Source organism: Mesorhizobium sp. WSM4848 (assembly GCF_055811375.1).
This window is the reverse complement of record NZ_JBVVPX010000016.1, coordinates 1-25086: the sequence shown is the minus strand read 5'-3', so window position 1 is coordinate 25086 and position 25086 is coordinate 1. Positions and strand designations below refer to the sequence as shown.

Below are 25086 nucleotides of genomic sequence, written 5' to 3'. Positions count from 1 at the left end.
AGATAGCCGGATGCGTGGATAATGCGCTTAGAGCGTACTATGTGTCCAAGTGGACGCACGTCGCTCTAGCGGTTTCTTTTTTCTGTCATCCGGCTAGCGTATCAGCGGGGATTCGAGGAAACGACTCGGACCAGAAGACCCGGGAAGGCATCTCCATGCAGTCCGTGCACATCGTCAGCGCCTATGACGAGGAGCTGAAATATCTGTCGAAGCGCATTGCCGCGATGGGCGGGCATGCCGAACGCATGGTCGAACAGGCGATCGCGGCCCTGGTCAACGCCGACCCCGGCCTTGCCCAGAAAGTCATCCGTGACGATGCCGTTCTGGACGAAGGGCAGCGCGAGATCGACGATAAGGCGATCATCATCATCGCCAAGCGCCAGCCGATGGCGACGGATTTGCGCGAGATCGTCGGCGCGATCCGCATCTCGGCGGATCTCGAGCGGGTCGGCGACCTCGGCAAGAATGTCGCCAAGCGCGTGGTTGCCGTCATAGAAGGGCGCCAGCCGACCAGCCTGTTCCGGGGCATCGCGGCCTTGGCCGACCTGGCGTTGACGCAGCTCAAGGAAGTGCTGGACGTTTACGCGTCGCGCTCGGTGGAAAAGATCGGCTTCGTGCGTGACCGCGACGATCAGATCGACGCCGTATACACCTCGCTGTTTCGCGAGTTGCTTACCTACATGATGGAAGATCCGCGCAACATCACGCCCTGCACGCACTTGCTGTTCTGCGCCAAGAACATCGAGCGGATCGGCGACCACGCCACCAATATCGCTGAGACGATCTACTACATCGTCACCGGCGACCAGATGCCGGCAGAGCGGCCGAAGGGCGACAAGACAGACAAGATTGTGCTTCCCGCAACGCTACCGGCGAAGTGAACCCACTACATCCCGGCGGGATAGACCCACACGTAGCCGAAATGATAAACGTCGCCGTCGCGCCCATAGTGATAGGGCAGCGCGACGTCCTTCACTTCGGGCTCCACGCCGCGCAGTTCCGGCCTGGCCTCGACCCAGGCCGCGAGATCGTCGGGCATCGCCGGATGGGGCTTGCCCTTGTTGCGCCAGACGACCAGCGCCGGATGCGCCGGGTCGAATGCGTAAGGCCCTTCGAAGTTTTCATAGCCCGGAAGCATCACCGGAATATCCTGCGCATGCAGGCGCAGGTTGCCCGCCATCTGATGATCGTCGGCCAGGATGACCAACGGCTGGTCCTTGTTGGACGACAGGATTGCCGTGATCGCTGGGCCATACGGCACGTTCTGCTTTCCATAACGTCCCATCGTGCCGAGAAGCGGCGTGCGCGTGAAAAGCGCGAGCGGCACCACAACCACGATGGCAGGGGCGATGATGCCGAACCGGCGAGATGCACCGGCGATCGTCTCGCCCGATGCTTCGATCTTCAGGCAGAGATAGATCGGCAGCAGGAAGAAGAAGGGAACTAGCCAGCGGTCCTTGATGTTGTCCGCGCCGTCGAGCACCATGAGCACCAGCGCGACCATGATGACCAGGAACATCCGGCCGATCAATCGCGTCCACTGGCTTTCCGCCTTCCAGGAGCGGTGCAGGGTGCGGCCGAATGCGATCGCGAAGAGCAGCAGGGTCGCAAGCGTGAAGCCTGCAATCGCCTCGACCAGCGACAGCAGACCCTCGGCGATCTGGTCTAGCCGGCTGCCACCGGCATCTCCTGTCAGCTTGCTCATGGTTCGGGCCGTCGCGGCGTCGATATGATCGAGGAACCACAGACCGTGCGGCATCACGATCGCCGCGGCGACAAGGATTGCGAGGAGCATGCGCGGATCGAGCAGCCTGCCCCGGAGCTTGCGCTCCGGCAGGATGGCGATCATCGCTGCGATCGGCAGCAGGACGAAGTTGTATTTCGAAATGACCCCGATGCCGATGGCGACGCCGGTCAGCGCGTAGTTCAGGGCATTCGGCTCCCGCAGTGCCCGGATGAAAAAATAGACGAAGAGGCAAGCCGCGAAAAGCACCGCCACGGTGTGCGTCAGGTCGCGCTGCGCTTCGTAGCCGATCTGCGGGATAGTCAGCAGGCCGAGCGTGGCGATGATGGCGAGCGTCCGGTCGCGGATGATGAGGTGCGCCGTCAGCCCGAAGAACAGGAAGCAGCCGAACAGCATCAGGTTCTTGAGGATCGACAGCGCCGCGACCGTGTCGCCGAGGACCTGCACCATGCCATATTGCAGCCAGTTGTAGAATGGCGGCTGGCTGTCATAGCCGCTGGCGAACCATTGCGCGAGGAAGAGCTGCTGGCCCTCGTCAAGTTCCAGGGAGGCTGGCATGGCGAGGCGGACAAGCACGTTGACGGCGAAATAGCCAGCCAGCAGCAGATAGAGCGCGCTGCCGTTGCGTGTCAGCCGTTCGATCACGTCAGCCGTCCCGACCGTAGCTCTTGCGGATGACGTAATTCGTCGTGTCGCGCTCTGTCCGCGCCAGCATTTCCGCCAGGATACCGGTGGTGATCATCTGCACCGAGCCCAGGAACAGCATCACGGCGATGGTCAGCATCGGCCGCGTGCCGATGCTTTCACCGAGTATGAATTTCGCCCAGAAAAGATAGAGAAACATCAGGGCGCTGATCCCGCCGAACACCAACCCGATCGAGCCGAAGAAATGCCCGGGCCGCTGGCGGAAACGCATGAAGAACAGCACCGAGAGCAGGTCGAGGAGCACCCGGAACGTCCGCGAGATGCCGTATTTGGATTCGCCGAACTGGCGCGCATGGTGATTGACCACCATCTCGCCGATCCGCGACGTCGGTACGACGCCGGCGATCCATGCGGGGATGAAACGGTGCATGCCGCCGAGGATTCTGATCTGCTTGAGGACTTTGGTGCGGTAGAGCTTGAGCCCGCAGCCATAGTCATGGATCGTCACCCCGGTGATCTTGCGGATCAGCCGATTGGCGATCCAGGAGGGGATGAGCCGGAGCACCAGCCCGTCCTGCCGGCTCTTGCGCCAGCCGCAGAGCAGATCGAGTTCCCGTTCCTCGAGCACCGCGATCATCTTTGGAATGTCGTAAGGGTCGTTCTGCAGGTCGCCGTCGAGCGTCACCAGCAGCCGGCCGCGCGCCGTGTCGATGCCGGCCTGCAGGCCGGCCGCCTGGCCGAAATTGCGCTGGAACTCGATGATCCTGAGGTCGAGCTCTTGGCGGCCGAATTCCTTGCGGACATTGACAAGCGTGCCGTCCGTCGATCCATCGTCGACGATGATCAGCTCCCACGGCTTGCCGAAATCCTTGAGGGAATCACAGATCCGCTCGAACAGCGGCGCGATGCTTTCTTCCTCGTTGCAGACCGGGATAAGGACGGACAGGTCGATTTCGTCGGCCGCATCTCGGGCGAAAAGCGGAACAGGTTGGGATTTCGACACGGGATCTCTCGATGGGAATTCGGCTTTGAGGCGGGCTTCTGGTACGCCAGGCGGCGGTTAAAGCAAATCGACGGCAAATCGGCAAGATGACTGACGGCGTCCCACGGAATTGGCTGGCGAAAAACCGGATGGTGCTGCTCGCCGTGGCGGTCATCGTTTTTTACGCGGTTTTCGTGCAATGGATCTGGGGTTGGCCGTCGATCCTCGCAGGATGGCGGGAGGTCGGGTTCGGCACGATCCTGGCTGCGCTCACGCTGCTTGTCGCCACCTATTTCGTCCGCGCCCACCGCATGCACGATTATTTCCCGCGTGAGACGGCCGGCCGGTTCCTGCGGCTGTTCCGTGTGACGCAGGTTCACAACATCCTCAACATCATGCTGCCTTTCCGGGCTGGCGAGACCAGCTTTCCGCTGCTGATGCGCTCCGAGTTCGGCGTGCCGCTGGCGCACGGAACCTCGGCGCTGCTGGTGCTGAGGTTGCTCGACCTGCACGCGCTGCTAGCTGCGGCCGGCGTAGGCCTGATCATGGAAACGGGCTACGCGCTGTGGGCCTGCGGCCTCTGGATTCTGTTCCTGGGTTCGCCGCTGCTCGTCTTCCCGTTCCACGATCCGGTGCTCCGCGCGGCCCGGCGAAAGCTTCCGGCGAAGTTTTCGAAGCTGGTCGACCAGATCGCCGACGGCATTCCGCAAAACCTCGCCGCGTTCGTCCGCGCTTGGGCACTGACCGTTCTGAACTGGGGCGTGAAGGTGCTGGTGCTCGCCTGGGTGCTGGCGCTGATGGGCGTCGGCCCGCTCGCCGCATGCTTCGGCGGCGCGCTGGGTGGAGAGCTCTCGTCGGTACTGCCGGTCCATGCGCCGGGCGGTGTCGGCACCTATCCGGCCGGCATCGTCGCTGGCGCTGCGGCCTTCGGCGCCGGTGAGAATGCTGACGGACTTGCCGTTCTCGCCAAGGCGAGCATCAACACCCATCTGCTGATGATCGTCTCGGCTCTTGCCGGCACCGGCATTTCTCTTGTGCTCCCGGGCTTGACAGGCGCTGGGAGCGGCCGGATCCGAGGTGACGAATAGGGGCAAAGGATCCCATCGATCCACAGGGGAATCGGGTGAGTTAACGTTGGGCGAGGATTGAGCAGAGGAACTCGTCGTCCCAGGCAGCGGCCTTTCGTTTGAGGCGCAGGCTCAACTTCTCTGGGACGGTTTTCAGGAAATTGAGCGCCATGTGTTTTATGGCGGTGAAGTTGATTGGCGCGTTTTCAGTTCGCAGGCGACAATGGTCGTCTCGAAACACCACATCAAGCACCCAGTGCAGGCCATTCTCTACGCACCAATGAGCCCCGATGGCAGGCCCGACCTGCTTGGCGGATTGGGTCAAGGATGTCATGTAGAAGCGCGTTTCTGTCTGGGTTTTGTAATGCCCCGGCGTTGAGGTCGGCTTGGCTGCGCCATCGGGGACTGTCAGGAATTCTGTGCGCGAGGCCATGATGATGGAAAGGAGAGAACCATCACATGGCTATCGAGAAGGAACTTCTGGACCAACTGCTTGCCGGCCGCGATCCGAATGAGGTGTTTGCCAAGGACGGATTGCTCGACGACCTGAAGAAGGCGCTTTCAGAGCGGATTCTGAACGCTGAACTCGACGAGCATCTCGAGGGCGACCGCACCGACGGCAGCGCCAATCGCCGCAACGGCCATTCGAGGAAGTCGGTTCTGACGGGCACGTCGAAGATGACGCTGTCGATCCCGCGCGACCGGGCCGGGACCTTCGATCCGAAGCTGATCGCCAAATACCAGCGCCGCTTTCCCGACTTCGACGACAAGATCATTTCCATGTACGCGCGCGGCATGACGGTGCGCGAGATCCGCGGCCATCTGGAGGATCTCTACGGCATCGACGTGTCGCCGGACCTGATCTCGGCCGTCACCGACGCCGTCCTGGAGGAAGTGGCCGAGTGGCAGAACCGCCCGCTGGATGCGATCTATCCGCTCATCTTCTTCGATGCGATCCGGGTCAAAATCAGGGACGAAGGCTTTGTTCGCAACAAGGCCGTCTACATCGCGCTCGGCATCCTGCCGGACGGCACGAAGGAGATCCTCGGCATCTGGATCGAGCAGACCGAGGGCGCCAAGTTCTGGCTGCGCGTCATGAACGAACTGAAGAGCCGTGGTGTCGCCGACGTCCTGATCGCCGTCGTCGACGGCCTGAAGGGCTTCCCCGAGGCGATCAACGCCGTCTTCCCCCAGACCGTGGTCCAAACCTGCATCGTGCATCTGATCCGCCATTCGCTGGAGTTCGTGTCGTGGAAGGATCGCAAGTCCGTCGTGCCCGCGCTGCGCGCGATCTACCGGGCCAAGGACGCCGAAGCCGGCATGAAGGCCCTTGAGGACTTCGAGGCCGGCTACTGGGGCCAGCGGTATCCAGCGATCACCCAGAGCTGGCGGCGCAACTGGCAACACGTGGTACCGTTCTTCGCCTTCCCCGAAAGCGTGCGCCGGATCATCTACACCACGAACGCTATCGAGGCGCTGAACTCGAAACTGCGCCGCGCCGTCCGCACCCGGGGACACTTCCCGAGTGACGATGCGGCCATGAAGCTGCTATATCTGGTGCTGAACCATGCGGCCGAGGAATGGAAACGACCGCCGCGCGAATGGTTCGAGGCCAAGACCCAGTTCGCCGTCGTCTTCGGCGAGAGGTTCGTCAGCCAATGACGAAAGCGGGCCTCGCGCACAGAATTCCTGACAGTCCCCGCCATCGTCCGCATCCTCCAATCGAATCAGAAGACACCGACAGATTCAGCACTAATTCCTCCTGCCACCTACAAAACCCACGTTAACTCACCCGATACCCCTCCGAAGTGAACGGCTGCCTCTCGAACCCATTGCTGATTTAGGCTAAGCATTACCGAACGTTCCTGATCCTGACCCGAGGCCATGCCTTCAGGAGGTAGCGATGGAAACCGTTCGGAACCTGACGCCGGCCCCGCCGACATCGGCCATCGTCGCTTCCAGCGTCTATACCGCCGGCCGGCGTGTCGCCGACATTCCGATCGAGGAAGCTGGCGAATGGGCCAAGAAGCCAGGTCATGTTGTCTGGATCGGCCTGCTGGAGCCCGATCGCAACCTGTTGCTTCGCGTCCAGGCGCAATTCCATCTGCACGATCTGGCGATCGAGGACGCCGAGCATCCGCATCAGCGGCCTAAGATCGAGCAATATGGCGATGCGTTGTTCATCGTTGCCCGCACGGCTCAACTGATCGACAGGCGCGTCACCTTCGGCGAGACGCATCTGTTCGTCGGCACCGGCTACATCGTCAGCGTCAGGCACGGTCCCTCGACTTCTTATGCCGTCGTTCGCCAGCATTGGGAAAGCTGCCCGCATTCGCTAGCCAAGGGCGAGGATTTCGTCCTCTATGCCATTCTCGATTTCATCGTCGACAACTACATGCCGGTGCTCGAGCAGATCGAGGACGAGGTCGAGGCGATCGAGGACAGGGTTCTGCTGAAGCCGATGACCGGCTCCGACATAGAGCGGCTCTACATGCTGCGCCGCGATCTCTTGCGCCTGCGCAACGCCGCGCTGCCGCTGGTGGAAGTCTGCCGCCGGCTGACCAGCGCCGACCTGCCGCAGATCCATGCAGCCATGCACCCGCTGTTCCGCGACGTCACCGACCACATCCGCACCGTCCAGGAGAAGATCGACAGCTTGCGGGAGGTGCTCGCATTTGCCTTCGAGGCGAGCCTCCTGGTTGGCCAGAGCCAGGAAACGGCGATCACCAAGAAGCTCGCCTCATGGGCTGCAATCCTGGCGGTGCCGACGGCGCTCGCAGGCATCTACGGCATGAACTTCAACGACATGCCGGAACTTAGGATGGAATATGGCTACCCGGTCGTTCTGGGAGCGATTATTTTGGTCTGCTCGGTTCTCTACTGGCGCTTCCGCAAGAGCGGCTGGCTGTGAAAGAGAAGGGAGTAAGGGAGTAGGGCAGTAAGGGAGTATGTAGTGCGTTGCCAAGGGTCGCACTCACAAATCTTTACCTACTCCCGTACTGCCCTACTCCTCTATTCCCTTATCTACTCCGCCGCCGCTCCGAAGCGGGCTGAAACGCAACGCGGGCGTGATACTTGCAATAGGGTCCGGTTTCGGCCGCGTCGTTGCCGCAGAAATGGAACTCTTCCGAAAGCGGATCGCCATTCGGCCATTTGCATGTCCGCTCGGTCAATTCGACGAGCTGCAGATGTCGCGAGATCGGCACGACAACGTTCTCGACCGGACGGACATAATGACGCGTCATCGGTACGGCGTCGAATTGCGCCTGCAGCGCGGTCGCGCCGATCGACGTGGTGATATGCCGCGCAGTGCTTGCCGCCCGCGACACCGATTTCTGCACGGTCGATCCCTGCACGCTCTTCTTCTGGCGTGCCGGCGCGGCAGTCGCGCGTCCGCGGCCCGACAGTTTCAGCCGATGCACCTTGCCGATGACGGCATTGCGGCTGACACCCCCAAGCTGTGCGGCGATCGCGCTGGCGCTCAGCCCCTCCGACCACAATTTTCTAAGAAGTTCGACCCGCTCGTCAGTCCAATTCATGAGACCGCGCTCCTGCTGAAATGTGCGACAATCGGAATCCTTCCACGATCCGGCTTTCGCCGGGCAGACACCACATATATCGGGTGATTAGGTCCGCCGCACGAAATCTAGTTATTTCTCGACCTACAATTACCTTATGCGCTGACTCGGTGACAAGAGTCCGAGGGCCAACACGAATCGGTTTTTTCGGTTTTCCCCAACTTGCCCGGTCGCTGATGAGCCGGCGTCCCGCTGGAGAGCTTGCCGCGCGTCCTTGCGCGACGTTTTCGTTGACTTCATGGCCGAAAAACACGATAAGCCGCAAAGGCCGCCGCTTTGGCGGCTTTTTGATTTTCCGGTTCCGGAGACGCATATAATGAGCGGTTCGGCGCTTTTCGAGACCTTTACCCGCGCACCCTTGGCCTTCGACCACGGGGAAGGCACCTGGCTGGTCACCGACAAGGGCGAGCGATATCTCGATTTTGGCGGCGGCGTTGCCGTGAATTCGCTGGGCCACAGCCATCCGCATCTGGTCTCGGCACTCACCGAGCAGGCGGCCAAGCTCTGGCATGTCTCCAACCTCTACGAGATTCCGGGGCAGAGCCGTCTGGGCGAGCGGCTGGCCGACGCAACTTTCGCCGACAAGGTGTTCTTCACCAATTCCGGCGCCGAGGCGCTGGAATGCGCCATCAAGACGGCGCGGCGCTACCATTTCGTCAAGGGCCATCCCGAGCGCTTTCGCATCATCACCTTCGAAGGCGCCTTTCATGGCCGCACGCTGGCGACCATCGCCGCCGGCGGCCAGTACAAATACCTGGAAGGTTTCGGCCCCAAGGTCGAAGGTTTCGACCAGGTCGGCTTCGACGACATCGACGCCGCCGAAAAGGCGATCACATCAGAGACCGCCGCGATCCTGATCGAGCCGGTGCAGGGCGAGGGCGGTATTCGCCCGGTGCCGACGCAGTCGCTGAAGCGGCTGAGGCAGCTCTGCGAACAGCATGATCTGCTGCTGATCTTCGACGAGGTCCAGTGCGGCATCGGCCGCACCGGAAAACTGTTCGCGCATGAATGGGCTGGCGTCACGCCCGACATCATGGCGGTCGCGAAGGGCATCGGCGGCGGCTTCCCGGTGGGCGCCTGCCTCGCCACCGACGAGGCCGCCGTCGGCATGACCGCCGGCGTGCACGGCACCACTTTCGGCGGCAATCCGCTGGCGATGGCGGTCGGCAACGCCGTGCTCGACGTCGTGCTGGAAGATGGTTTTCTGGAGGATGTGCAGCGCAAGGCGTTACTGCTGAAGCAGGGGCTGGCGGGTGTCGCCGACGAATTTCCCGATGTCATCGAAGACATCAGAGGCAGCGGCCTGATGCTCGGCCTGAAATGCGCCGCGCCCAACACCAAGGTGAACATGGCGTTGCGCGACCAGCATCTGCTGGCAGTTCCGGCCGGCGACAACGTTCTTCGCCTCCTGCCGCCGCTCACCGTCACCGACGCCGAGATCCATGACGCGCTCGACCGCATCCGCGCCGGCGCCCGGGGCCTGTCGGACGCCATCGCCGCGGCTGCGGCGAAATAACAGTCGGAAGACCCAGATGAGCCTTCGCCATTTCACCGATCTTTCCGCCGTTTCCGAGGGCGATCTGCGCCTTATGCTGGACGATGCCGTCGTGCGAAAGGCAAGGCTCAAGGCTGGCGAGCGGACAAAACCGCTTGAAGGCAAGGTGCTGGCGATGATCTTCGACAAGCCGTCGACGCGCACGCGCGTGTCCTTCGACGTCGGCATGCGTCAGCTCGGCGGCGAGACCATCATGCTGACCGGCGCGGAGATGCAGCTCGGCCGCTCCGAAACCATCGCCGACACGGCCAAGGTGCTGTCGCGCTATGTCGACGCGATCATGATCCGCACCACATCGCATGACCGCCTGCTGGAGCTGACCGAGAACGCCACCGTCCCCGTCATCAATGGGCTGACCGACGATACCCATCCCTGCCAGCTGATGGCCGACATCATGACCTTTGAGGAGCATCGCGGCCCGGTCGCCGGCAAGACCATCGCCTGGACCGGCGACGGCAACAACGTGTTGCATTCGCTGCTGGAGGCCTCGGCGCAGTTCCGCTTCAACCTCAACGTCGCCGTGCCGGAAGGCAGCGAGCCGGCGCAGAAGCATGTCGACTGGTCGAGAGCGCATGGCGGCATGTTGAACTTCACCCGCTCGCCGGAGGAAGCCGTCCACGACGCCGACTGCGTCGTCACCGATTGCTGGGTGTCGATGGGCCAGGAGCACCGTGCTCGCGGCCACAATGTCTTCTCACCCTATCAGGTCAATGCGGCACTGATGGCGAAGGCAAAGCCCGACGCGTTGTTCATGCACTGCCTGCCGGCGCATCGCGGCGAGGAGGTCACCGACGAAGTCATCGACGGCCCGCATTCGGTAGTGTTCGACGAGGCCGAGAACCGGCTCCACGCGCAGAAGGCGGTTTTGGCTTGGTGCCTCGGCGCTTGATCCGGGCCGCCTTGATCAGGACCACCATGATTCCGGCCGCCTTGATCCGGGAGTGCGTGATGCCTATCTCAGGCGCATCACGCAAATCGAGCGCGTTTCGACGCATGCGCCCCGGAGGGCGGCATGGCCGCGCCCTGGAGCTTTGTCATGTTGGAAACCCGTCAATTGGCTGAACATCAACCCAAACTCGGCGAATTCGGCTACGCCGGCGACGATCATGTCGTGCCCTTCGAGGTCGGCCCGCTCGACGTGCGCGGCCGCACCGTCCAGCTCGGGCCGATGCTCGACGCGATCCTCAGCCGTCATGACTATCCCGAGCCGGTCGCCCGCCTGCTGGCAGAAGCCTGCGTGCTGACGGTGCTGCTCGGCACCTCGCTCAAATTCGAAGGCAAGTTCATCCTGCAGACCCGCACCGACGGGCCGGTCGACATGCTGGTGGCGGATTTTTCCACGCCGCATGCGCTGCGCGCCTATGCCCGCTTCGACGCCGACCGGCTGGAGGCACTGACGTCTGCCGGCGAGACCTCGCAGCGGACGCTGCTCGGCAGCGGTGTCCTGGCGCTGACTATCGACCAGGGCGCCCACACGCAGCGCTATCAGGGCATCGTCCAGCTCGACGGCGAGACGCTGGAGGAGGCCGCCCGCACCTATTTCCGGCAGTCGGAGCAGATCCCGACCGATCTCAGGCTTTCGGTGGCCAAGCTGTTGACGCCCGGCATCGGCGGTGCCCGCGAGCAATGGCGCGCCGGTGGCATCCTGGCGCAGTTCCTGCCGCAATCGCCCGAACGCATGCGCGTACCCGACCTTCCGGGCGGTGACGGCGATCCGCGCGAGGAGATCCATTATCCGGCCGACAATTCCTGGCAGGAGCTGCTCGCGTTGCTTGGCACCATCGAGCCGACAGAACTGATCGACCCGACGATCGGCGCCGAGCGGTTGCTTTACCGGCTGTTCCACGAGCACGGTGTGCGCGTCTTCGGCGGCGTGCCGGTAGCCGACCGGTGCTCGTGCTCCAGGGAGAAGATCCGCGGCATTCTCGAAGGCTTCTCCGCCGACGAGATCAGGGACAGCACCGAGGATGGCGGCATTCACGTCGCCTGCGAATTCTGCTCGAAGCAATATGACTTCGACCCGGCGGAATTTGCTGCGGCTCAATAGCGGGCACCTGTGCTGCCTCGGTGCCTTCGCAGAGCTTGGTTTCTCGCCCCACGCAAAGGGGCGAGAAGCCCAAGTGAGCCTCAGTTGACGGTGCGCCGCGTGCCCGGCAGGTCGAGCGAAAAGGCGGGGATGGCGACGTCGAACGTCTCGCCCCGCTTGTTGCGCATCGTGTAGTGGCCGACCATGATGCCGGATGGCGTCGAGAGTGGGCAGCCAGACGTGTACTGATAGCTATCGCCGGGATTGAGTTCAGGCTGGTCGCCGACAACGCCGGCGCCGCGCACCTCCTCGACCCGGCCGGTGCCGTCAGTGATCTGCCAATAGCGTGACAGAAGCTGCACGAATTCATCCGACTGGTTGTCGATGGTCACCTGGTAGCCCCAGACATAGCGGTTCTCCGAAGGGTCGGAGCGATCTTCCAGATAGAACGGCCTGACCTGCACTTCGATGTCGCGCGTGACGGCGCTGTACATAAATCACTCCACAATATGCAGACGGAACATTCGACGCTCACCGCAGTTTGGTCAACGGGGCGCGTCCCCCGTTCAGTGCCTGTCATCGTTGCCCGAATCCGTCGAGTGCAGGTGCCGAACAACAATGTCATTTGAGTGACACATGACAATGATGGTGTGCAGGGCGGGGATGGTGTGCCGGGCGACTCAGCATTCTGTCGAATTATTGAGACGGCTTTCATGCGGCCGGTTTCTGGAGCGACCAGGTACCTATGGAATTGACAGTCACAGCCGCCTTGCTTTCCATAGCTCTGCTTGTTGTCAATCTCGCCAGCATCCTGCTCGCTTCGTTGAAGCTGAAGCGGCATGGCAGGATCACGCCGCCAGCCGGCAAGGCGCCGCCGGTGTCGATCGTCGTGCCGTCGCGCGGCGTCGAGCCGTTTACCGAGGAGACGCTCGATCGCGCCTTCTCCCTCGACTGGCCGCATTATGAGCTCATCTTCTGCGTCGCCCATGCCGACGACCCGGTGGTCGGGCCGATCACCAATGCGATCGCCCGCTTTGCGGCCGTGCCGGCCCGGCTGCTGGTCGGCGACGACCGCATCAGCGGCAACCCGAAACTCAACAATTGCGTGAAGGGCTGGGAGGCCGCGCGCCACCACTGGGTCATCCTTGCCGATTCCAACGTCCTGATGCCGAGGGACTATGTCCAGCATCTGATGACGGCATGGCGGCAGGACACCGGCCTCGTCTGCTCGACGCCGATCGGCTCGCGGCCGGACGGGTTCTGGGCGGAGGTCGAATGCGCTTTCCTCAACACGCTGCAGGCGCGCTGGCAATATACCGGCGAGGCGCTCGGCCTCGGTTTTGCCCAGGGCAAGAGCATGCTGTGGAACAAGCCTTCGCTCGACGCCAATGGCGGCATCCGTGCGCTTGCTGCCGAGATTGCCGAGGATGCCGCTGCGACCAAGCTGGTCAACGGGCTCGGACTGCGCGTCAATCTCGTTGCCGCGCCCTTCGAGCAGCCGCTCGGTTTGCGCACATTTGGCGAAATCTGGTCGCGCCAGGCCCGCTGGGCACGCCTGCGTCGCGTCACCTTCCCACTGTTCTTCGCGCCCGAGATCCTGATCGGAGCGGCGCCGCCGCTGGCGCTTGCGCTGGTTGCGGCAGTAGGCAGCGGCTTCAGCCTGCCGGCTACCGCCATCGCCGTGCTGATCGTCGCCTATCTGCCGGAATGCGCTCTCGCCTCGGCCAAGGGCTGGCACCTGTCGCTGCGCATGATCCCGGCGATGGTTGCGCGGGACGTGATGCTTCCCGCCATCTGGGTGCGCGGCTGGCTCAGCGGTGCCGTCGACTGGCGCGGCAACACGATGACCATCCACACCGGCGCCGTTGCGGAATTGGAAGAGACGCCGTCGGGCGCCTGACCGCGCCTGCTTTGCAGATCAGAGCGCAGCGCTTCGGCGCGTATCCCTATCCAGCGGCTTTCAAGGCCTGCTCGATGTCTTCGAGCAGGTCGTCGGTGTCCTCCAGTCCGACGGACAGCCTGAGCGTGCCTGGCCCGATGCCAAGTTCGGCCCGCGCCTCGTCGCTCAGATTCTTGTGTGTCGTCGTTGCCGGATGGGTGATCAGGCTCTTGGCGTCACCGAGATTGTTGGAGATCAGCACGACATCGAGCGCGTTCTGGAAGGCGAAGGCGGCCTGCTTGCCGCCCTTGACGTCGAGGCAGATCAGCGTTGAGCCGCCCGACATCTGCTTCTTGACGACCGCCGCCTGCGGGTGATCGGCGCGGCCGGGATAGATGACGCGGACAATTTCCGATCGCTCGGCGAGGAAGTCAGCGATCCGGCCGGCACTTTCCGTCTGCTGGCGCACGCGCAGCGGCAGCGTCTCAAGGCCCTTCAGCAGCGTCCAGGCATTGAAGGGCGATAGGCTGGGACCGGTGTGGCGGAAGTAGTCGTGCAAATTCTCGTCGATCCACTTCTTGTCCGACAGGATGATGCCGCCGAGGCAGCGCCCCTGGCCGTCGATGTGCTTGGTCGCCGAATAGACGACGATATGGGCGCCGAGCTGCAACGGCTTCTGCTGCAAGGGCGTGGCAAAGACGTTGTCGACGATCAGCCGCGCGCCGATTGAATCGGCAAGCGAGGCTACGGCTGCGATGTCGACGACCTCCAGGGTTGGATTGGTCGGGCTTTCAAGGAAGAACAACTTGGTGTTGGGCCTGACCGCCTTTTCCCAATTGGCGATTTCGGTGCCGTCGACCAGCGTCGCCTCGATGCCGTATTTCGGCGCCAGCGTCTCGACCACCCAGCGACAGGAGCCAAACAGCGCGCGCGCCGCCACGATGTGGTCGCCGGCCCGGGCACTGCACAGCAACGCCGCTGTCACCGCCGCCATGCCGGATGCGGTGGCGCGGGCATCTTCGGCGCCTTCCAGCGCACACATGCGCTTCTCGAACATGTCGACCGTCGGATTGGCATAGCGCGAATAGATGAAGCCCGGTTCCTCGCCCTTGAAGCGGGCTTCCGCCGCCTGCGCCGTGTCGTAGACATAGCCTTGCGTGAGATACATCGCCTCGGAGGTCTCGCCGAAGCCGGAACGCAGCGTTCCTGCATGCACGAGGGCGGTCTGAGGCTTCCAGTTGCGCGTGTTGCTCGTCATCACCTTGTTCCAAACACAAAAATGGTCCAAACACAAAAAAACCGGCCGCGAAAGTCGCAACCGGTCCATACGGCCTTTCGGCCCGACGGTCCTTTAGCGACTTGTTTAACGTGGCTGCAAGCCGACCGGCCAAATCACCACGGGATAACGATCCTTTAGACCTGCACCGCGCTTGCGTCAATTGCCGGCATGATTAAGAGGTTTGTACCAGCGGGTTCCGCGGCAAGGACCTGCGACAAGACGAGACACGCCCGGCCTTCGAGCGGAGCCAGACTTTGCGGCAGACAGGCATTCTTCCGGATCAGGATATTTCCGCGCTGTACCAGTCGGGCGCGCTGAAGTCAGAGCGCGCGCTCGACTCCGACCAGGTCCAGCCGGCCAGCCTCGACCTCAGGCTTGGCGACAAGGCCTGGCGGGTGCGCGCCTCCTTCCTGCCCGGCCCCAACCACAGGGTTGCTGAAAAACTCGACCGCCTTAAGCTGCACGAAATCAATCTCGCCGATGGTGCGGTATTGGAGACGGGCTGCGTCTATATCGTGCCGCTGCTCGAGAGCCTGGCGCTTCCGGCAAGCATTTCCGCCTCGGCCAACCCGAAGAGCTCGACCGGACGGCTCGACATCTTCACCCGGGTGATGACCGATCGCGGCCACGAGTTCGACAAGATCGCTGCCGGCTACAACGGCGCGCTCTATCTCGAAGTCAGCCCGCGCACCTTTCCGATCGTCGTCCGCGCCGGCTCGCGGCTGTCGCAGATCCGGTTCCGTACCGGCAATGCGCTTTTGTCGGAAAGCGAGCTGCACGAATTGCATCGTGCCGAGACGCTCGTCGCCACCGAGCCGCCGAACATTTCCGGCGGCGGCATCGCACTGTCGATCGACCTCGATGGCGACAAGGACGGGCTGGTCGGCTACCGCGGCAAGCACCACACCGGCCTGGTCGATGTCGATAAGCGCGCCGCGCAGGATGTCGTCGATTTCTGGGAGCCGCTCTATAAGAGCGGTGCCGGCGAACTGGTGCTCGATCCGGACGAATTTTATATCCTCGTCAGCCAGGAAGCGGTGCATGTGCCGCCGCTCTATGCCGCCGAGATGACGCCCTTCGATCCGCTGGTCGGCGAATTCCGCGTCCACTATGCCGGTTTCTTCGATCCTGGTTTCGGCCATTCGGCGTCGGGCGGCACCGGCAGCCGGGCCGTGCTCGAGGTGCGCAGCCACGAAGTGCCGTTCATCCTCGATCACGGCCAGATCGTCGGACGGCTGGTCTACGAGCACATGCTGAAGCGGCCGCAGGCACTCTACGGCACAGATCTCGGCTCGAACTATCAGGCACAGGGCCTGAAACTGTCCAAGCATTTTCGCGCGGCGCGCTAATCGCCCGCTATGATCAGACCATGCTTGCCTGACCTTACCGGGTCGTGCTTGGCTGTCTTAGCCGTCAATACGGTTGGAACAAGGGGAACAAAAAATGCAGATTTCAAGATGGATCGCATCGGCAGCAACAGCCGTCATGCTGGCGATGTCAGCCGGGTCCCTGTCGGCGCAAGCACAGGAAAAATTGAAGATCGCCACTGAAGGCGCCTATCCGCCGTTCAACACCATCACCGCGGATGGCAAGCTCGTCGGCTTCGACATCGACATCACCAATGCGCTTTGCGCTCAGATGAAGGTCGAATGCGAACTTGTCACGCAGGACTGGGACGGCATGATCCCGGCGCTCCAGGCCAAAAAATTCGACGCCATCATCGCGTCCATGAGCATCACCGAGGAGCGCAAGAAACAGGTCTCCTTCACCAACAAATACTATACGACGCCGCTTTCGCTGGTGGCCCTGAAGGACAGCGATATTGCCTCGACCGAACCGGCGGCACTCGCCGGCAAGATAGTCGGCGCGCAGGCTTCGACCACCCAGGCCGACTATGCCCAGGATGTCTATAGCAAGGCAGGCGCCGAGGCGAAGCTCTACCCGACCCAGGAGGAGGCGGTCGCCGACCTGATGAACGGCCGTCTCGATGCCGTCCTTTCAGACAAATTCGTGCTGATGGACTGGATGAAGAAATCGAGCGACGGCTGCTGCAAGATGGTCGGCGACGTCAAGGGCACGGAGACCGAAGCCGGCATCGCCGTGCGCAAGGAAGACAATGCGCTGCGCGAAAAGCTCAACGCCGCGATCGACGCGATCGTCGCCGACGGCACCTACAAGAAGATCCAGGCCAAATATTTCGATTTCGATATTTATTGAGAGGTCGAGCTGCCAATCTCCCCCCTCGTGGGGGAGATGCCCGGCAGGGCAGAGGGGGGCGCGAAGGATCACCAACTTGGCAGGCACCTTGCGGCAACCTGCGGCAACCTGAGGCATAATTATTCGTTTTGAGACGCTGGCGGGACAGCGCCCCCCTCTGGCCTGCCGGCCATCTCCCCCACAAGGGGGGAGATCACGCCGTCAATGACCGTTCAAAGCGCCTTCACCGCCACCTTCACCGGCTGCTCGATTTCAAGCGGGTTGCGCAGCGGCAGGCCGAAATCCCTGGCCTCGATCTCGAAGACGTCGCCGGCCTCGGTCCTGACGCCGTCGGCGAAGGACAATGTCGCGGTGCCGAACATGTGCACATGCACGTCGCCCGGCTGGCGGAAGGCCGAATATTTGAAGTGGTGATGTTCGAGATTGGCGATGGTGTGCGACATGTTCGCCTCGCCCGACAGGAACGGTTTTTCCCACAGCAGCTGGCCGTCGCGCAGGATGCGCGAGGAACCCCTGACGTCGGACGGCAGGTCGCCGATCAGGATCTCCGGTCCGAACGAAGCGTTGCGCAGCTTGGAATGCGCGAGGAAAAGATAATTCACGCGCTCGGTGACGTGATCGGAGAACTCGTTTGACAGCGTGAAGCCGACGCGGAACGGGACGCCGTCGTCACCGATGACATAGATGCCGGCGACTTCCGGCTCCTCGCCGGCATCCTCGGCGAAGGCGGGCGACAGAAGTGCCGCACCTGGCGCCACTGCCATGGTGCCGTTGCCCTTGTAGAACCATTCCGGCTGCACGCCGGTCTGGCCCTTGGCCGGTTTGCCGCCCTCCAGCCCCATGCGGAACATCTTCATGGAATCGGTGAGCTGCTCTTCGCCATCGCTGCTGAGCTTCTTGTGCATGGAATCGCGGGTCGCGGCGGAGCCGAGATGTGTCAGCCCGGTGCCGGTGAGGTGGAGATGCGCCGGGTCTGGATGGTTGATCGGCGACAACAGCCGCCCCTTCTTGTAGGCGGCATCGAGGTCGACCGCTTCGCCAAAACCCTTGCGCTCGATGAGGGCGACGAGCCCGGTGCCGGTGCGCGCGGCCTCCATGGCCAGCGAATAGACGCTGCGGGCGCCGTTGATGATCCTGGTCTTGCCGCCGTTGCGGGCGACGACGCGGATGGTCTCCGCCTCATCGAGGATTTGGGAAATCAGCATGACGTACCCTCTCTCAATTGCCTTGCCGCCTGCCGGTCTGGCAAGCTTCTCCTGGCGCAGCTCGGACGGTATCCGCGCCACGGGTGAAATTCTTCGTCCGGATTGCGCTCGCGGGCCCGGTCCCCAGGGGGGACTTCCTTGCGCCGCCCGGCAGCGCCGCGATGTGACCCGTGCCTCCTACAAGCGCGCCGCGTTTGAAACGGGGCCCGCTTTAATCCTTGCTTTCATGCATGCCGTTGTCCCAACACGCTGCACACGTTTGGCGACATGCATGAGTTCCCTCGCCCTCAAGCCTTGTTCTTGTTGTAGACGTCGAAGACCACGGCGCCGAGCAGCACCAGGCCTTTGACCACCTGTTGCCAATCGACATTGACGCCCATGATCGACATGCCGTTGTTCATGACGCCCATGATGAAACCGCCGACCACCGCGCCAACCACCTGACCGACGCCGCCCATCGCCGAAGCGCCGCCGATGAACACAGCGGCGATGACGTCGAGCTCGCTGCCGAGCCCGGCCGCCGGCACCGCCTGACCAAGGCGCGCCGCGATAATCAGCCCGCCGAGCGCCGAGAGCACGCCCATATTGATGAACACCATCAGGGTCAGCCGCTCGGTCTTGATGCCCGATAGCTGTGCCGCCTTGGCATTGCCGCCCATTGCGTAGATGCGGCGGCCGACCGTCATGCGTTTGGTGACGAAGACGAACAGCGCGATCAGCACGCCCATCACCACGAGAACGATTGGCAGGCCCCTGTAGGTGGCGAATTGGTAGACCAGAAACAGCGCCAGGGCGCTGGTCACCAGGGTCTTGACGACGAACAGCGAGAAGGGCTCGGCTTCGTAGCCGTGCCGCTCGCGGCTGCGCCGTGCCCTGAGCCCGAAATAAGCATAGGCGACCACGGCGACGATGCCGAGCACGATCGTCGTCATGTGCAGCGTCAGGCCGCTGCCGACGATTGTCTTGCCGGCGGCGTTCACCACCGGCGGTATCAGCGTCAATGAGCCGATCACGTCGGGAATGAAGCCGGAACTGAGCGCCTTGAAGCCGACCGGAAGCGGCCCCACGGAAGACCCGCCGCCCAGCAGCGCCTGGCAGATGCCGCGGAAGATCAGCATCCCCGCCAGCGTGACGATGAAGCTCGGTATTCGGTGATAGGCAATCCAGTAGCCTTGTGCCGCGCCGATTGCACCACCGACGATCAGGCAGATGATCGACACCACCAGCGGATTGCTGAAAGGGCCGAGAGGCCAGATGACCATCATCATCGCCGCCAGCGCGCCGATGAAACCGGCGACGGAGCCGACGCTGAGATCGATATGGCCGGAGACGATCACCAGAAGCATGCCCAGCGCCATCACGATGATGAAGCTGTTCTGCTGCACCAGGTTGCTCAAGTTGACCGGCTTGAACAGCGTTCCGGACGTCGTGTACTGGAAGAACACCATGATGGCGATAAGCGCCAGGATCAGGCCGTATTCGCGCAGGTTGGTGACCAGCGCCGAGACAGCGATGCGCGGCCCTTGCTGCACATCTTCGGCGACGCCGCTTTTCGGGACGGGACCGCTTTCGGTGCTCATGATGCTTTTCCTTCTCCGCGAACGATGGCGCGCATGATCTTTTCCTGGCTGGCATCACTCGCCGCCATTTCGCCGACGATACGTCCTTCGTTCATGACATAGATACGGTCGGTGATGCCGAGCAGTTCGGGCATCTCAGACGAGATGACGATGATCGCCTTACCCTCCGAGGCGAGCCGCGCGATGATCGTGTAGATTTCATACTTGGCGCCAACGTCGATGCCGCGCGTCGGCTCGTCGAGGATCAGCACCTCCGGATTGGCGAACAGCCACTTCGACAGCACCACCTTCTGTTGATTGCCGCCCGACAGATTACCGGTCATCTGATAAACACTGGACGAGCGGATGTTGGTCTTGGCCTTGTAGTCGTTGGCGACGGCGAGCTCGCGCATGTCGTCGATCACGCTATGGCGCGACACGCCGGGAAGATTGGCCAGCGTGATGTTGTGCTTGATATGATCGATCAGGTTGAGACCGTAGGTCTTGCGGTCTTCGGTGACGTAAGCAATGCCGTGTTCCACTGCATTGCTGACAGAGGAGACATCGATGGGCTTGCCCTTGAGCAGCACCTCGCCCGTGATGCCGCGGCCATAGGAGCGGCCGAACAGGCTCATCGCGAATTCGGTGCGTCCGGCGCCCATCAGCCCGGCGATACCCACCACCTCGCCCTTGCGGACGTCGATATCGATACCCTTGATCACTTGCCGCTCGGCATGGATCGGATGATAGACCGACCAGTTCTTCACCTGGAGCACGATCTCACCGATGTCAGGCTCGCGCGACGGATAACGGTCGTCCAGCGAGCGGCCGACCATCGAGGTGATGATGCGGTCTTCCGAGATGTCCTTCTTCGCCAGCGTCTCGATCGTCCGCCCGTCGCGGATGATCGTGACCTTGTCGGCGACCCGGTTGATTTCGTTGAGCTTGTGCGAGATCAGGATCGAGGTGATGCCCTGCCGCTTGAATTCGAGCAGCAGGTCGAGCAGCGCCTGGCTGTCCTTTTCGGACAGGCTCGCCGTCGGCTCGTCGAGGATCAGCAACTGCACTTCCTTGCTGAGCGCCTTGGCGATCTCGACCAGTTGCTGCTTGCCGACGCCGATATTGGTAATCAGCGTCTTGGGGTCTTCCTTGAGGCCCACCTTCTTGAGCAGAGCGCTGGTGCGCGTCTCGTTGGCGTTCCAGTCGATGATGCCGTAGCTGGCGTGTTCGTTGCCGAGGAAGATGTTTTCGGCGATCGACAGCATCGGCACCAGCGCGAGTTCCTGGTGGATGATGACGATGCCGCGGCGCTCGCTGTCGTGGATGCCTTTGAAATGGCACTCATCGCCGCGATAGACGATTTCGCCGTCATAGGTGCCGGCTGGATATACGCCCGACAGCACCTTCATCAGTGTCGATTTGCCGGCGCCGTTCTCGCCGACCACGGCGTGGATCTCGCCTTCCTCGACGCTGAGGTTGACATTCGAAAGCGCCTTGACGCCGGGAAACGTCTTGGTGATGTCGCGCATCTCCAAAATCGTCGAGGCCATCGTGAATACAACTCCTGCGAGGTCCGGAAACATACCGGGGTCGTTCACTGACGAAGCGGGGCCCTGCGTTACGCAGGACCCCGGGTTTTACGCCTGCGGTTACTTCAGCTCTTCGGCCTTGATGTAGCCGGAATCGACCACCAAGGCCTGGTAGTTCGACTTGTCGACCTCATGCGGCGTCAGCAGGATCGAGGGGACGACCTTGACGTCGTTGTTATAGGTCTTGGTGTCGAGGCCTTCGGGCTTGCCGCCCGAGAGCACCTTGTCGACGAGCTCGACCGTCGCCTTGGCGAGTTCGCGGGTGTCCTTGAACACGGTCGAGTACTGCTCGCCGGCGATGATCGCCTTGACCGAAGCGGTCTCGGCATCCTGGCCGGTGACGATTGGCCATGGCTGATCGGCCGTGCCGTAACCAACGGCGCGCAGCGAGGCGATGATGCCGCGCGACAGGCCGTCATAAGGCGAGAGCACGCCATCGACGCGGCTGCCATCCGAGTAGTGGGCGGAGAGCAGATTGTCCATGCGGGCCTGGGCGGTGGCTGCCAGCCAGCGCAGCGTGCCGACCTTGTCCATGCCCATCTGGCCGGACTTCACGACGAGGGTCTTGTCGTCGATCAGCGGCTGCAGAACGGACATGGCGCCGTCGTAGAAGAAGAAGGCGTTGTTGTCGTCGGGCGAGCCGCCGAACAGCTCGACGTTGAACGGACCCTTGTTCTCGGGATAGCCGAGGCCCTTGAGCAGCGATTTTGCCTGGATGACGCCGACGCCGAAATTGTCGAACGTGGTGTAGTAGTCGACATTCGGGGTCTTCTTGATCAGTCGGTCATAGGCGACGACGACGACGCCGGCGTCAGCCGCCTTTTGCAGCGCGTCCGACAAGGTGGTGCCGTCGATCGAGGCGATGATCAGCGCCTTTGGGCCCTTGGTGATTTCGTTTTCCAGCTGGCTGAGCTGATTGGGGATGTCGTCCTGCGCATATTGCAGGTCGACAGTGTAGCCCAGAGCCTCGAGCTGGGACTTGACGGCGTCGCCGTCGTTGATCCAGCGCTGCGAGGTCTTGGTCGGCATCAGCACGCCGATGAGGCCTTCGCCTGCCTGCGCCGGGACCGTCATGGCCGCGATGCTAAGGGCCGCGACGGCGGCCAGTGTCTTGATGATCTTCACATTAACTCTCCCTGGTTGATGGACGCGCACCCTGGGTTTCGTGGGCCGCGCGATCGTGCAGGAGCGCCAAACGCGCCGCTGCCGCCATATCGATCTCCGGTATCCTCCCAATCGGCCCTGAGACTCTGGTTCCGGACGATGCGATTTTTCTCGCTGGCGACGGTCAGGTTTCAGGACGCGCAAAGGTGTGGCGCTTTGCCATAACTGTCAAATGCGATCTTTGGTAGTTGCTATACCCAAACTGGTATACTGAAAGTGGCCAAAAGAATTCAAAGTGGCCAAAAGATCGGACCGGGATTGCCGGCCGGCCACCAGCGAGGAGCAAACCGACATCATGGCGGCGCTACGGGATTTTGGCGGACTTTCAGAGGGTTATGGGGAACGTCCCGGCAGGAGTGAGACTTTGCTGCGCAGCGGCCTCAGTCTGCGCCACATGCGCATGATCGCAGCCCTCGACGACCATGGCCGGGTCAGCGCGGCAGCCCAGGTCATGAACATCTCCCAGCCCGCCGCCTCGCGCATGATCGCCGAGATGGAGGCGGTGCTCGATGTCAAGCTGTGCGAGAGGCTGCCGCGTGGCATCACGCTGACGCCCTATGGCAAGGCGTTGGCGAGGCGCGCGCGTTCGATCCTGCTCGAGATGCGTGAGGTCGACCGCGAGATATCCGAGCTCAAGGCGGGCAAGGGCGGCTCGGTGTTCCTGGGCGCGGTGACGGCCCCTGCAATCGAGCTCGCCGTGCCGGCGATCCGCGAAATCCGGCGCATCTATCCGCGTATCGAGATCACCATGCAGGTCGAGACCTCCAATGTGCTGGCGCGCGAACTGATCGCCACACGTCACGATTTCATCATCGCGCGCATCCCCGAGGACCTCAATCCACGGCTGTTCGAGGCCCGCGTCATCGGCGTCGAGAAAGCCTGCCTCATCGTGCGCCGCGGCCACCCGCTGGCCAAGGGCAAGGCGGTGCGGCTGGAGGAGACCGCCGCCTATGACTGGGTTTTCCAGTCGGGCGGCTCGCCGCTGCGTCAGGCGATGGAGAGCAATTTCCTGAACCGCAACATCGCGCTGCCGGACCGCATCCTCAACACCAGCTCGCTGCTGCTCACCTTGGTCATGGTCGCACAGTCGGACGCCATCGCGCCGGTGTCGATCCAGGTGGCGAAATTCATCCAGAACCCCGAGGGGCTGGCCGGCGCCATCGACGTCGTGCAGACCGAATTCGACATCGAGGTCAGGCCTTACAGTCTGATCACCGTTAAAAATCGCGTCCTGTCGCCGGCGGCCAAGATGCTGCACGACTTCATTTTGAGAGAGGTGGGCTGACGGCGATCCATTGCCAATCCATTGCCCGGCTATCGCTGCTACGGCTCTTCGGCAAATGTCGCTTCAATTCAGAATATTGCCCGAGCGAAGGAACCACACAGGGCCGTGCCGCGTCATAGAAGCGGGCTCCTGTAGCAGGGCCCAGCGAGGCTATCGATGATCAGGCTTCTCCTCGTCTTGGCCGCGATGCTTGCTTTCGCATGCGGCGGGGCGCGTTCGGCCAAGCTGGACTTGGCGACCGTCAATCAGGCCCAATTCACCGCTGGCGAACCGAACGATGTCGATCCGACGCTGCTCAAGGCGCAGATTCTTTTGGATCGCGCCCGCTTCTCGCCGGGGCTGATCGACGGTCGCCTTTCAGAGAACTTTGCCAAGGCAGTCGGCGCCTTTCAGCAGGCGAACGGACTCCGACCCGATGGCAAGCTCACTGCGGAGACCTGGAGCAAGCTCACTGCAACCTCCGCCGATCCGGTGCTGGTCACTATGAGGTGACGCGCAAGGACGTGCGTGGACCCTTCACCAGGCGTATTCCGGCTCGCATGGAGAGGATGGCCCGCCTGCGGCGGCTCGCCTATCGCAACGTGGTGGAGAAGCTGGCGGAGCGCTTCCATGTCAGCGAACAGTTGCTCAGGATGCTCAATCCGGGCGCCGGCTTCAGGAGGCCGGGCAAGACCTTGATCGTGCCTGATGTTGGCCGCGGCGATCCGCCCGCTGGCGTAGCCCTCATTGAGGTCGACAAGGGCGCTCGCCTGGTGCGCGCGCTCGACCCTTCCGGCAAATGGCTCGCAGTCTACCCCGCCTCGATCGGCAGCGATGAAAAGCCGGCGCCAAGCGGCACGGCGGAAGTCAAGCGCGTGGTGCGCAATCCGACCTATCACTACGATCCGGATTTTGCCTTCAAGGGAGTCAAGACCAAGCGTCCCTTCACCATCGCTGCCGGGCCGAACAATCCCGTGGGATCGGTGTGGATTGATCTCTCCATCGAAAGCTACGGCATCCACGGAACGCCCGAACCTGGCAAGATCGGCACGACCTTCTCGCATGGCTGCATCCGATTGACCAATTGGGATGTCGAAGATCTCGGCTCCATGGTGCAGCCGGGCATAAAAGTCGAGTTCAAGGACGAGATCGCCCGTGCCGTCGACGAGCTTGCCCCGTAGCAAAGCGGACCTGCCAGCCACCTGGACCTGGCCTACAGGTCGGTGGCGAGCTACGAGGTGGTGGAAGACCCGTGCGACGACCCCGGCAAACGATCGCGAATGGCTTCCTCGGTTCGCTTTGCCGTCGATTCGACAACCTTGCCGACCTTGCC

At 62.6% G+C, this 25086-nt stretch carries 23 protein-coding genes and 1 riboswitch; of the genes, 13 read left to right on the top strand and 10 right to left on the bottom strand.

Features of this window, described 5'->3' with window-relative positions:
• The first annotated feature begins 155 nt into the window (after positions 1-155).
• Positions 156-881: a phosphate signaling complex protein PhoU gene (phoU, locus tag AC0L16_RS16420; RefSeq protein ID WP_473621952.1), complete on the top strand. Its 726-nt coding sequence runs from the start codon at positions 156-158 to the stop codon at positions 879-881.
• A gap of 5 nt (positions 882-886) precedes the next feature.
• Here the strand turns inward: phoU and AC0L16_RS16415 are convergent, their stop codons facing one another.
• Complete coding sequence (locus AC0L16_RS16415; RefSeq protein WP_473621950.1) at positions 887-2389, bottom strand: ArnT family glycosyltransferase; 1503 nt, start codon at positions 2387-2389, stop codon at positions 887-889.
• Between the two features lies 1 nt (position 2390).
• Positions 2391-3392, bottom strand: a complete 1002-nt coding sequence (locus AC0L16_RS16410) for a glycosyltransferase family 2 protein (protein WP_473621949.1) — start codon at positions 3390-3392, stop codon at positions 2391-2393.
• Positions 3393-3478: 86 nt separating this feature from the next.
• Between AC0L16_RS16410 and AC0L16_RS16405 the strand changes: the two genes are divergently transcribed.
• Positions 3479-4459, top strand: coding sequence for a lysylphosphatidylglycerol synthase domain-containing protein (locus tag AC0L16_RS16405; RefSeq protein ID WP_473621948.1), 981 nt, complete (start codon positions 3479-3481; stop codon positions 4457-4459).
• 40 nt (positions 4460-4499) lie between these two features.
• Here the strand turns inward: AC0L16_RS16405 and AC0L16_RS16400 are convergent, their stop codons facing one another.
• Entirely contained in the window at positions 4500-4871 is a 372-nt protein-coding gene (locus AC0L16_RS16400) for an ISAs1 family transposase (protein ID WP_473621946.1), read from the bottom strand.
• Between the two features lie 26 nt (positions 4872-4897).
• Between AC0L16_RS16400 and AC0L16_RS16395 the strand changes: the two genes are divergently transcribed.
• Both AC0L16_RS16395 and AC0L16_RS16390 read left to right on the top strand, forming a co-directional pair.
• The gene (locus AC0L16_RS16395; RefSeq protein ID WP_027038769.1) at positions 4898-6100 is read left to right on the top strand and encodes an IS256 family transposase; all 1203 of its coding nucleotides are present in this window, start codon (positions 4898-4900) and stop codon (positions 6098-6100) included.
• A gap of 241 nt (positions 6101-6341) precedes the next feature.
• A complete protein-coding gene (locus tag AC0L16_RS16390; RefSeq protein ID WP_473621944.1) occupies positions 6342-7349 on the top strand; it encodes a magnesium and cobalt transport protein CorA in 1008 nt (335 codons plus the stop codon).
• Between the two features lie 109 nt (positions 7350-7458).
• Here the strand turns inward: AC0L16_RS16390 and AC0L16_RS16385 are convergent, their stop codons facing one another.
• Positions 7459-7977: a GcrA family cell cycle regulator gene (locus AC0L16_RS16385; RefSeq protein WP_473621943.1), complete on the bottom strand. Its 519-nt coding sequence runs from the start codon at positions 7975-7977 to the stop codon at positions 7459-7461.
• A 355-nt stretch (positions 7978-8332) separates the two neighbouring features.
• Here AC0L16_RS16385 and AC0L16_RS16380 point away from each other — a divergent pair, with 355 nt between their 5' ends.
• The 3 genes from AC0L16_RS16380 to AC0L16_RS16370 all read left to right on the top strand — a co-directional run bounded on the left by AC0L16_RS16380 (position 8333) and on the right by AC0L16_RS16370 (position 11618).
• Complete coding sequence (locus tag AC0L16_RS16380) at positions 8333-9532, top strand: acetylornithine transaminase (protein WP_473621941.1); 1200 nt, start codon at positions 8333-8335, stop codon at positions 9530-9532.
• Positions 9533-9548: 16 nt separating this feature from the next.
• Positions 9549-10460 (top strand): ornithine carbamoyltransferase, encoded by a 912-nt coding sequence (gene argF, locus AC0L16_RS16375; protein ID WP_473621940.1) that lies wholly within the window; start codon positions 9549-9551, stop codon positions 10458-10460.
• 123 nt (positions 10461-10583) lie between these two features.
• Positions 10584-11618: an Hsp33 family molecular chaperone gene (locus AC0L16_RS16370; protein WP_473621938.1), complete on the top strand. Its 1035-nt coding sequence runs from the start codon at positions 10584-10586 to the stop codon at positions 11616-11618.
• An 80-nt stretch (positions 11619-11698) separates the two neighbouring features.
• Here the strand turns inward: AC0L16_RS16370 and apaG are convergent, their stop codons facing one another.
• On the bottom strand, positions 11699-12091 hold the full coding sequence (gene apaG / locus AC0L16_RS16365; RefSeq protein WP_023802187.1) for a Co2+/Mg2+ efflux protein ApaG: 393 nt from the start codon (positions 12089-12091) through the stop codon (positions 11699-11701).
• A gap of 251 nt (positions 12092-12342) precedes the next feature.
• Between apaG and AC0L16_RS16360 the strand changes: the two genes are divergently transcribed.
• Complete coding sequence (locus tag AC0L16_RS16360) at positions 12343-13497, top strand: ceramide glucosyltransferase (RefSeq protein WP_473621937.1); 1155 nt, start codon at positions 12343-12345, stop codon at positions 13495-13497.
• 46 nt (positions 13498-13543) lie between these two features.
• On the opposite strand, the gene AC0L16_RS16355 is transcribed toward AC0L16_RS16360, so the two are convergent.
• A complete protein-coding gene (locus AC0L16_RS16355; protein WP_473621936.1) occupies positions 13544-14734 on the bottom strand; it encodes an O-succinylhomoserine sulfhydrylase in 1191 nt (396 codons plus the stop codon).
• Positions 14735-14807: 73 nt separating this feature from the next.
• Positions 14808-14885, bottom strand: a riboswitch (SAM riboswitch).
• A gap of 124 nt (positions 14886-15009) precedes the next feature.
• Here AC0L16_RS16355 and AC0L16_RS16350 point away from each other — a divergent pair.
• Both AC0L16_RS16350 and AC0L16_RS16345 read left to right on the top strand, forming a co-directional pair.
• Positions 15010-16104 (top strand): 2'-deoxycytidine 5'-triphosphate deaminase, encoded by a 1095-nt coding sequence (locus AC0L16_RS16350; protein ID WP_473621935.1) that lies wholly within the window; start codon positions 15010-15012, stop codon positions 16102-16104.
• Between the two features lie 94 nt (positions 16105-16198).
• On the top strand, positions 16199-16972 hold the full coding sequence (locus AC0L16_RS16345) for an ABC transporter substrate-binding protein (RefSeq protein WP_473621934.1): 774 nt from the start codon (positions 16199-16201) through the stop codon (positions 16970-16972).
• A 212-nt stretch (positions 16973-17184) separates the two neighbouring features.
• On the opposite strand, the gene araD1 is transcribed toward AC0L16_RS16345, so the two are convergent.
• From araD1 to chvE, 4 genes are all read right to left on the bottom strand, one after another.
• Complete coding sequence (gene araD1, locus AC0L16_RS16340; protein ID WP_473621933.1) at positions 17185-18177, bottom strand: AraD1 family protein; 993 nt, start codon at positions 18175-18177, stop codon at positions 17185-17187.
• 287 nt (positions 18178-18464) lie between these two features.
• Positions 18465-19757 carry a multiple monosaccharide ABC transporter permease gene (mmsB, locus tag AC0L16_RS16335; protein WP_128169181.1) on the bottom strand — a complete coding sequence of 431 codons (1293 nt, stop codon included), beginning with the start codon at positions 19755-19757 and terminating at the stop codon, positions 18465-18467.
• A complete protein-coding gene (mmsA, locus tag AC0L16_RS16330) occupies positions 19754-21286 on the bottom strand; it encodes a multiple monosaccharide ABC transporter ATP-binding protein (protein ID WP_473621931.1) in 1533 nt (510 codons plus the stop codon). The genes mmsB and mmsA overlap by 4 nt, the downstream gene beginning before the upstream one ends.
• 99 nt (positions 21287-21385) lie before the next feature.
• On the bottom strand, positions 21386-22450 hold the full coding sequence (gene chvE, locus AC0L16_RS16325; protein ID WP_091600228.1) for a multiple monosaccharide ABC transporter substrate-binding protein: 1065 nt from the start codon (positions 22448-22450) through the stop codon (positions 21386-21388).
• 334 nt (positions 22451-22784) lie between these two features.
• On the opposite strand from chvE, the gene AC0L16_RS16320 reads away from it, so the two are divergent.
• From AC0L16_RS16320 to AC0L16_RS16310, 3 genes are all read left to right on the top strand, one after another.
• Positions 22785-23774 (top strand): LysR family transcriptional regulator, encoded by a 990-nt coding sequence (locus AC0L16_RS16320; protein WP_128169190.1) that lies wholly within the window; start codon positions 22785-22787, stop codon positions 23772-23774.
• A 186-nt stretch (positions 23775-23960) separates the two neighbouring features.
• The gene (locus tag AC0L16_RS16315; RefSeq protein WP_473622056.1) at positions 23961-24266 is read left to right on the top strand and encodes a peptidoglycan-binding domain-containing protein; all 306 of its coding nucleotides are present in this window, start codon (positions 23961-23963) and stop codon (positions 24264-24266) included.
• On the top strand, positions 24263-24934 hold the full coding sequence (locus AC0L16_RS16310) for a L,D-transpeptidase (RefSeq protein ID WP_473621930.1): 672 nt from the start codon (positions 24263-24265) through the stop codon (positions 24932-24934). The genes AC0L16_RS16315 and AC0L16_RS16310 overlap by 4 nt, the downstream gene beginning before the upstream one ends.
• The last annotated feature ends 152 nt before the right edge of the window (positions 24935-25086 follow it).

What these genes read in the sequence shown, in the direction of transcription:
- AC0L16_RS16380 (WP_473621941.1), top strand. Translation starts at nt 8,333, where the DNA reads ATGAGCGGTTCGGCGCTTTTCGAGACCTTTACCCGCGCACCCTTGGCC.
- AC0L16_RS16385 (WP_473621943.1), bottom strand. Translation starts at nt 7,977, where the DNA reads ATGAATTGGACTGACGAGCGGGTCGAACTTCTTAGAAAATTGTGGTCG.
- AC0L16_RS16315 (WP_473622056.1), top strand. Translation starts at nt 23,961, where the DNA reads ATGCTTGCTTTCGCATGCGGCGGGGCGCGTTCGGCCAAGCTGGACTTG.
- AC0L16_RS16395 (WP_027038769.1), top strand. Translation starts at nt 4,898, where the DNA reads ATGGCTATCGAGAAGGAACTTCTGGACCAACTGCTTGCCGGCCGCGAT.
- AC0L16_RS16355 (WP_473621936.1), bottom strand. Translation starts at nt 14,734, where the DNA reads ATGACGAGCAACACGCGCAACTGGAAGCCTCAGACCGCCCTCGTGCAT.
- AC0L16_RS16400 (WP_473621946.1), bottom strand. Translation starts at nt 4,871, where the DNA reads ATGGCCTCGCGCACAGAATTCCTGACAGTCCCCGATGGCGCAGCCAAG.
- AC0L16_RS16390 (WP_473621944.1), top strand. Translation starts at nt 6,342, where the DNA reads ATGGAAACCGTTCGGAACCTGACGCCGGCCCCGCCGACATCGGCCATC.
- mmsB (WP_128169181.1), bottom strand. Translation starts at nt 19,757, where the DNA reads ATGAGCACCGAAAGCGGTCCCGTCCCGAAAAGCGGCGTCGCCGAAGAT.
- AC0L16_RS16320 (WP_128169190.1), top strand. Translation starts at nt 22,785, where the DNA reads ATGGCGGCGCTACGGGATTTTGGCGGACTTTCAGAGGGTTATGGGGAA.
- mmsA (WP_473621931.1), bottom strand. Translation starts at nt 21,286, where the DNA reads ATGGCCTCGACGATTTTGGAGATGCGCGACATCACCAAGACGTTTCCC.
- AC0L16_RS16345 (WP_473621934.1), top strand. Translation starts at nt 16,199, where the DNA reads ATGCAGATTTCAAGATGGATCGCATCGGCAGCAACAGCCGTCATGCTG.
- phoU (WP_473621952.1), top strand. Translation starts at nt 156, where the DNA reads ATGCAGTCCGTGCACATCGTCAGCGCCTATGACGAGGAGCTGAAATAT.
- AC0L16_RS16405 (WP_473621948.1), top strand. Translation starts at nt 3,479, where the DNA reads ATGACTGACGGCGTCCCACGGAATTGGCTGGCGAAAAACCGGATGGTG.
- AC0L16_RS16360 (WP_473621937.1), top strand. Translation starts at nt 12,343, where the DNA reads ATGGAATTGACAGTCACAGCCGCCTTGCTTTCCATAGCTCTGCTTGTT.
- apaG (WP_023802187.1), bottom strand. Translation starts at nt 12,091, where the DNA reads ATGTACAGCGCCGTCACGCGCGACATCGAAGTGCAGGTCAGGCCGTTC.
- argF (WP_473621940.1), top strand. Translation starts at nt 9,549, where the DNA reads ATGAGCCTTCGCCATTTCACCGATCTTTCCGCCGTTTCCGAGGGCGAT.
- AC0L16_RS16370 (WP_473621938.1), top strand. Translation starts at nt 10,584, where the DNA reads ATGGCCGCGCCCTGGAGCTTTGTCATGTTGGAAACCCGTCAATTGGCT.
- araD1 (WP_473621933.1), bottom strand. Translation starts at nt 18,177, where the DNA reads ATGCTGATTTCCCAAATCCTCGATGAGGCGGAGACCATCCGCGTCGTC.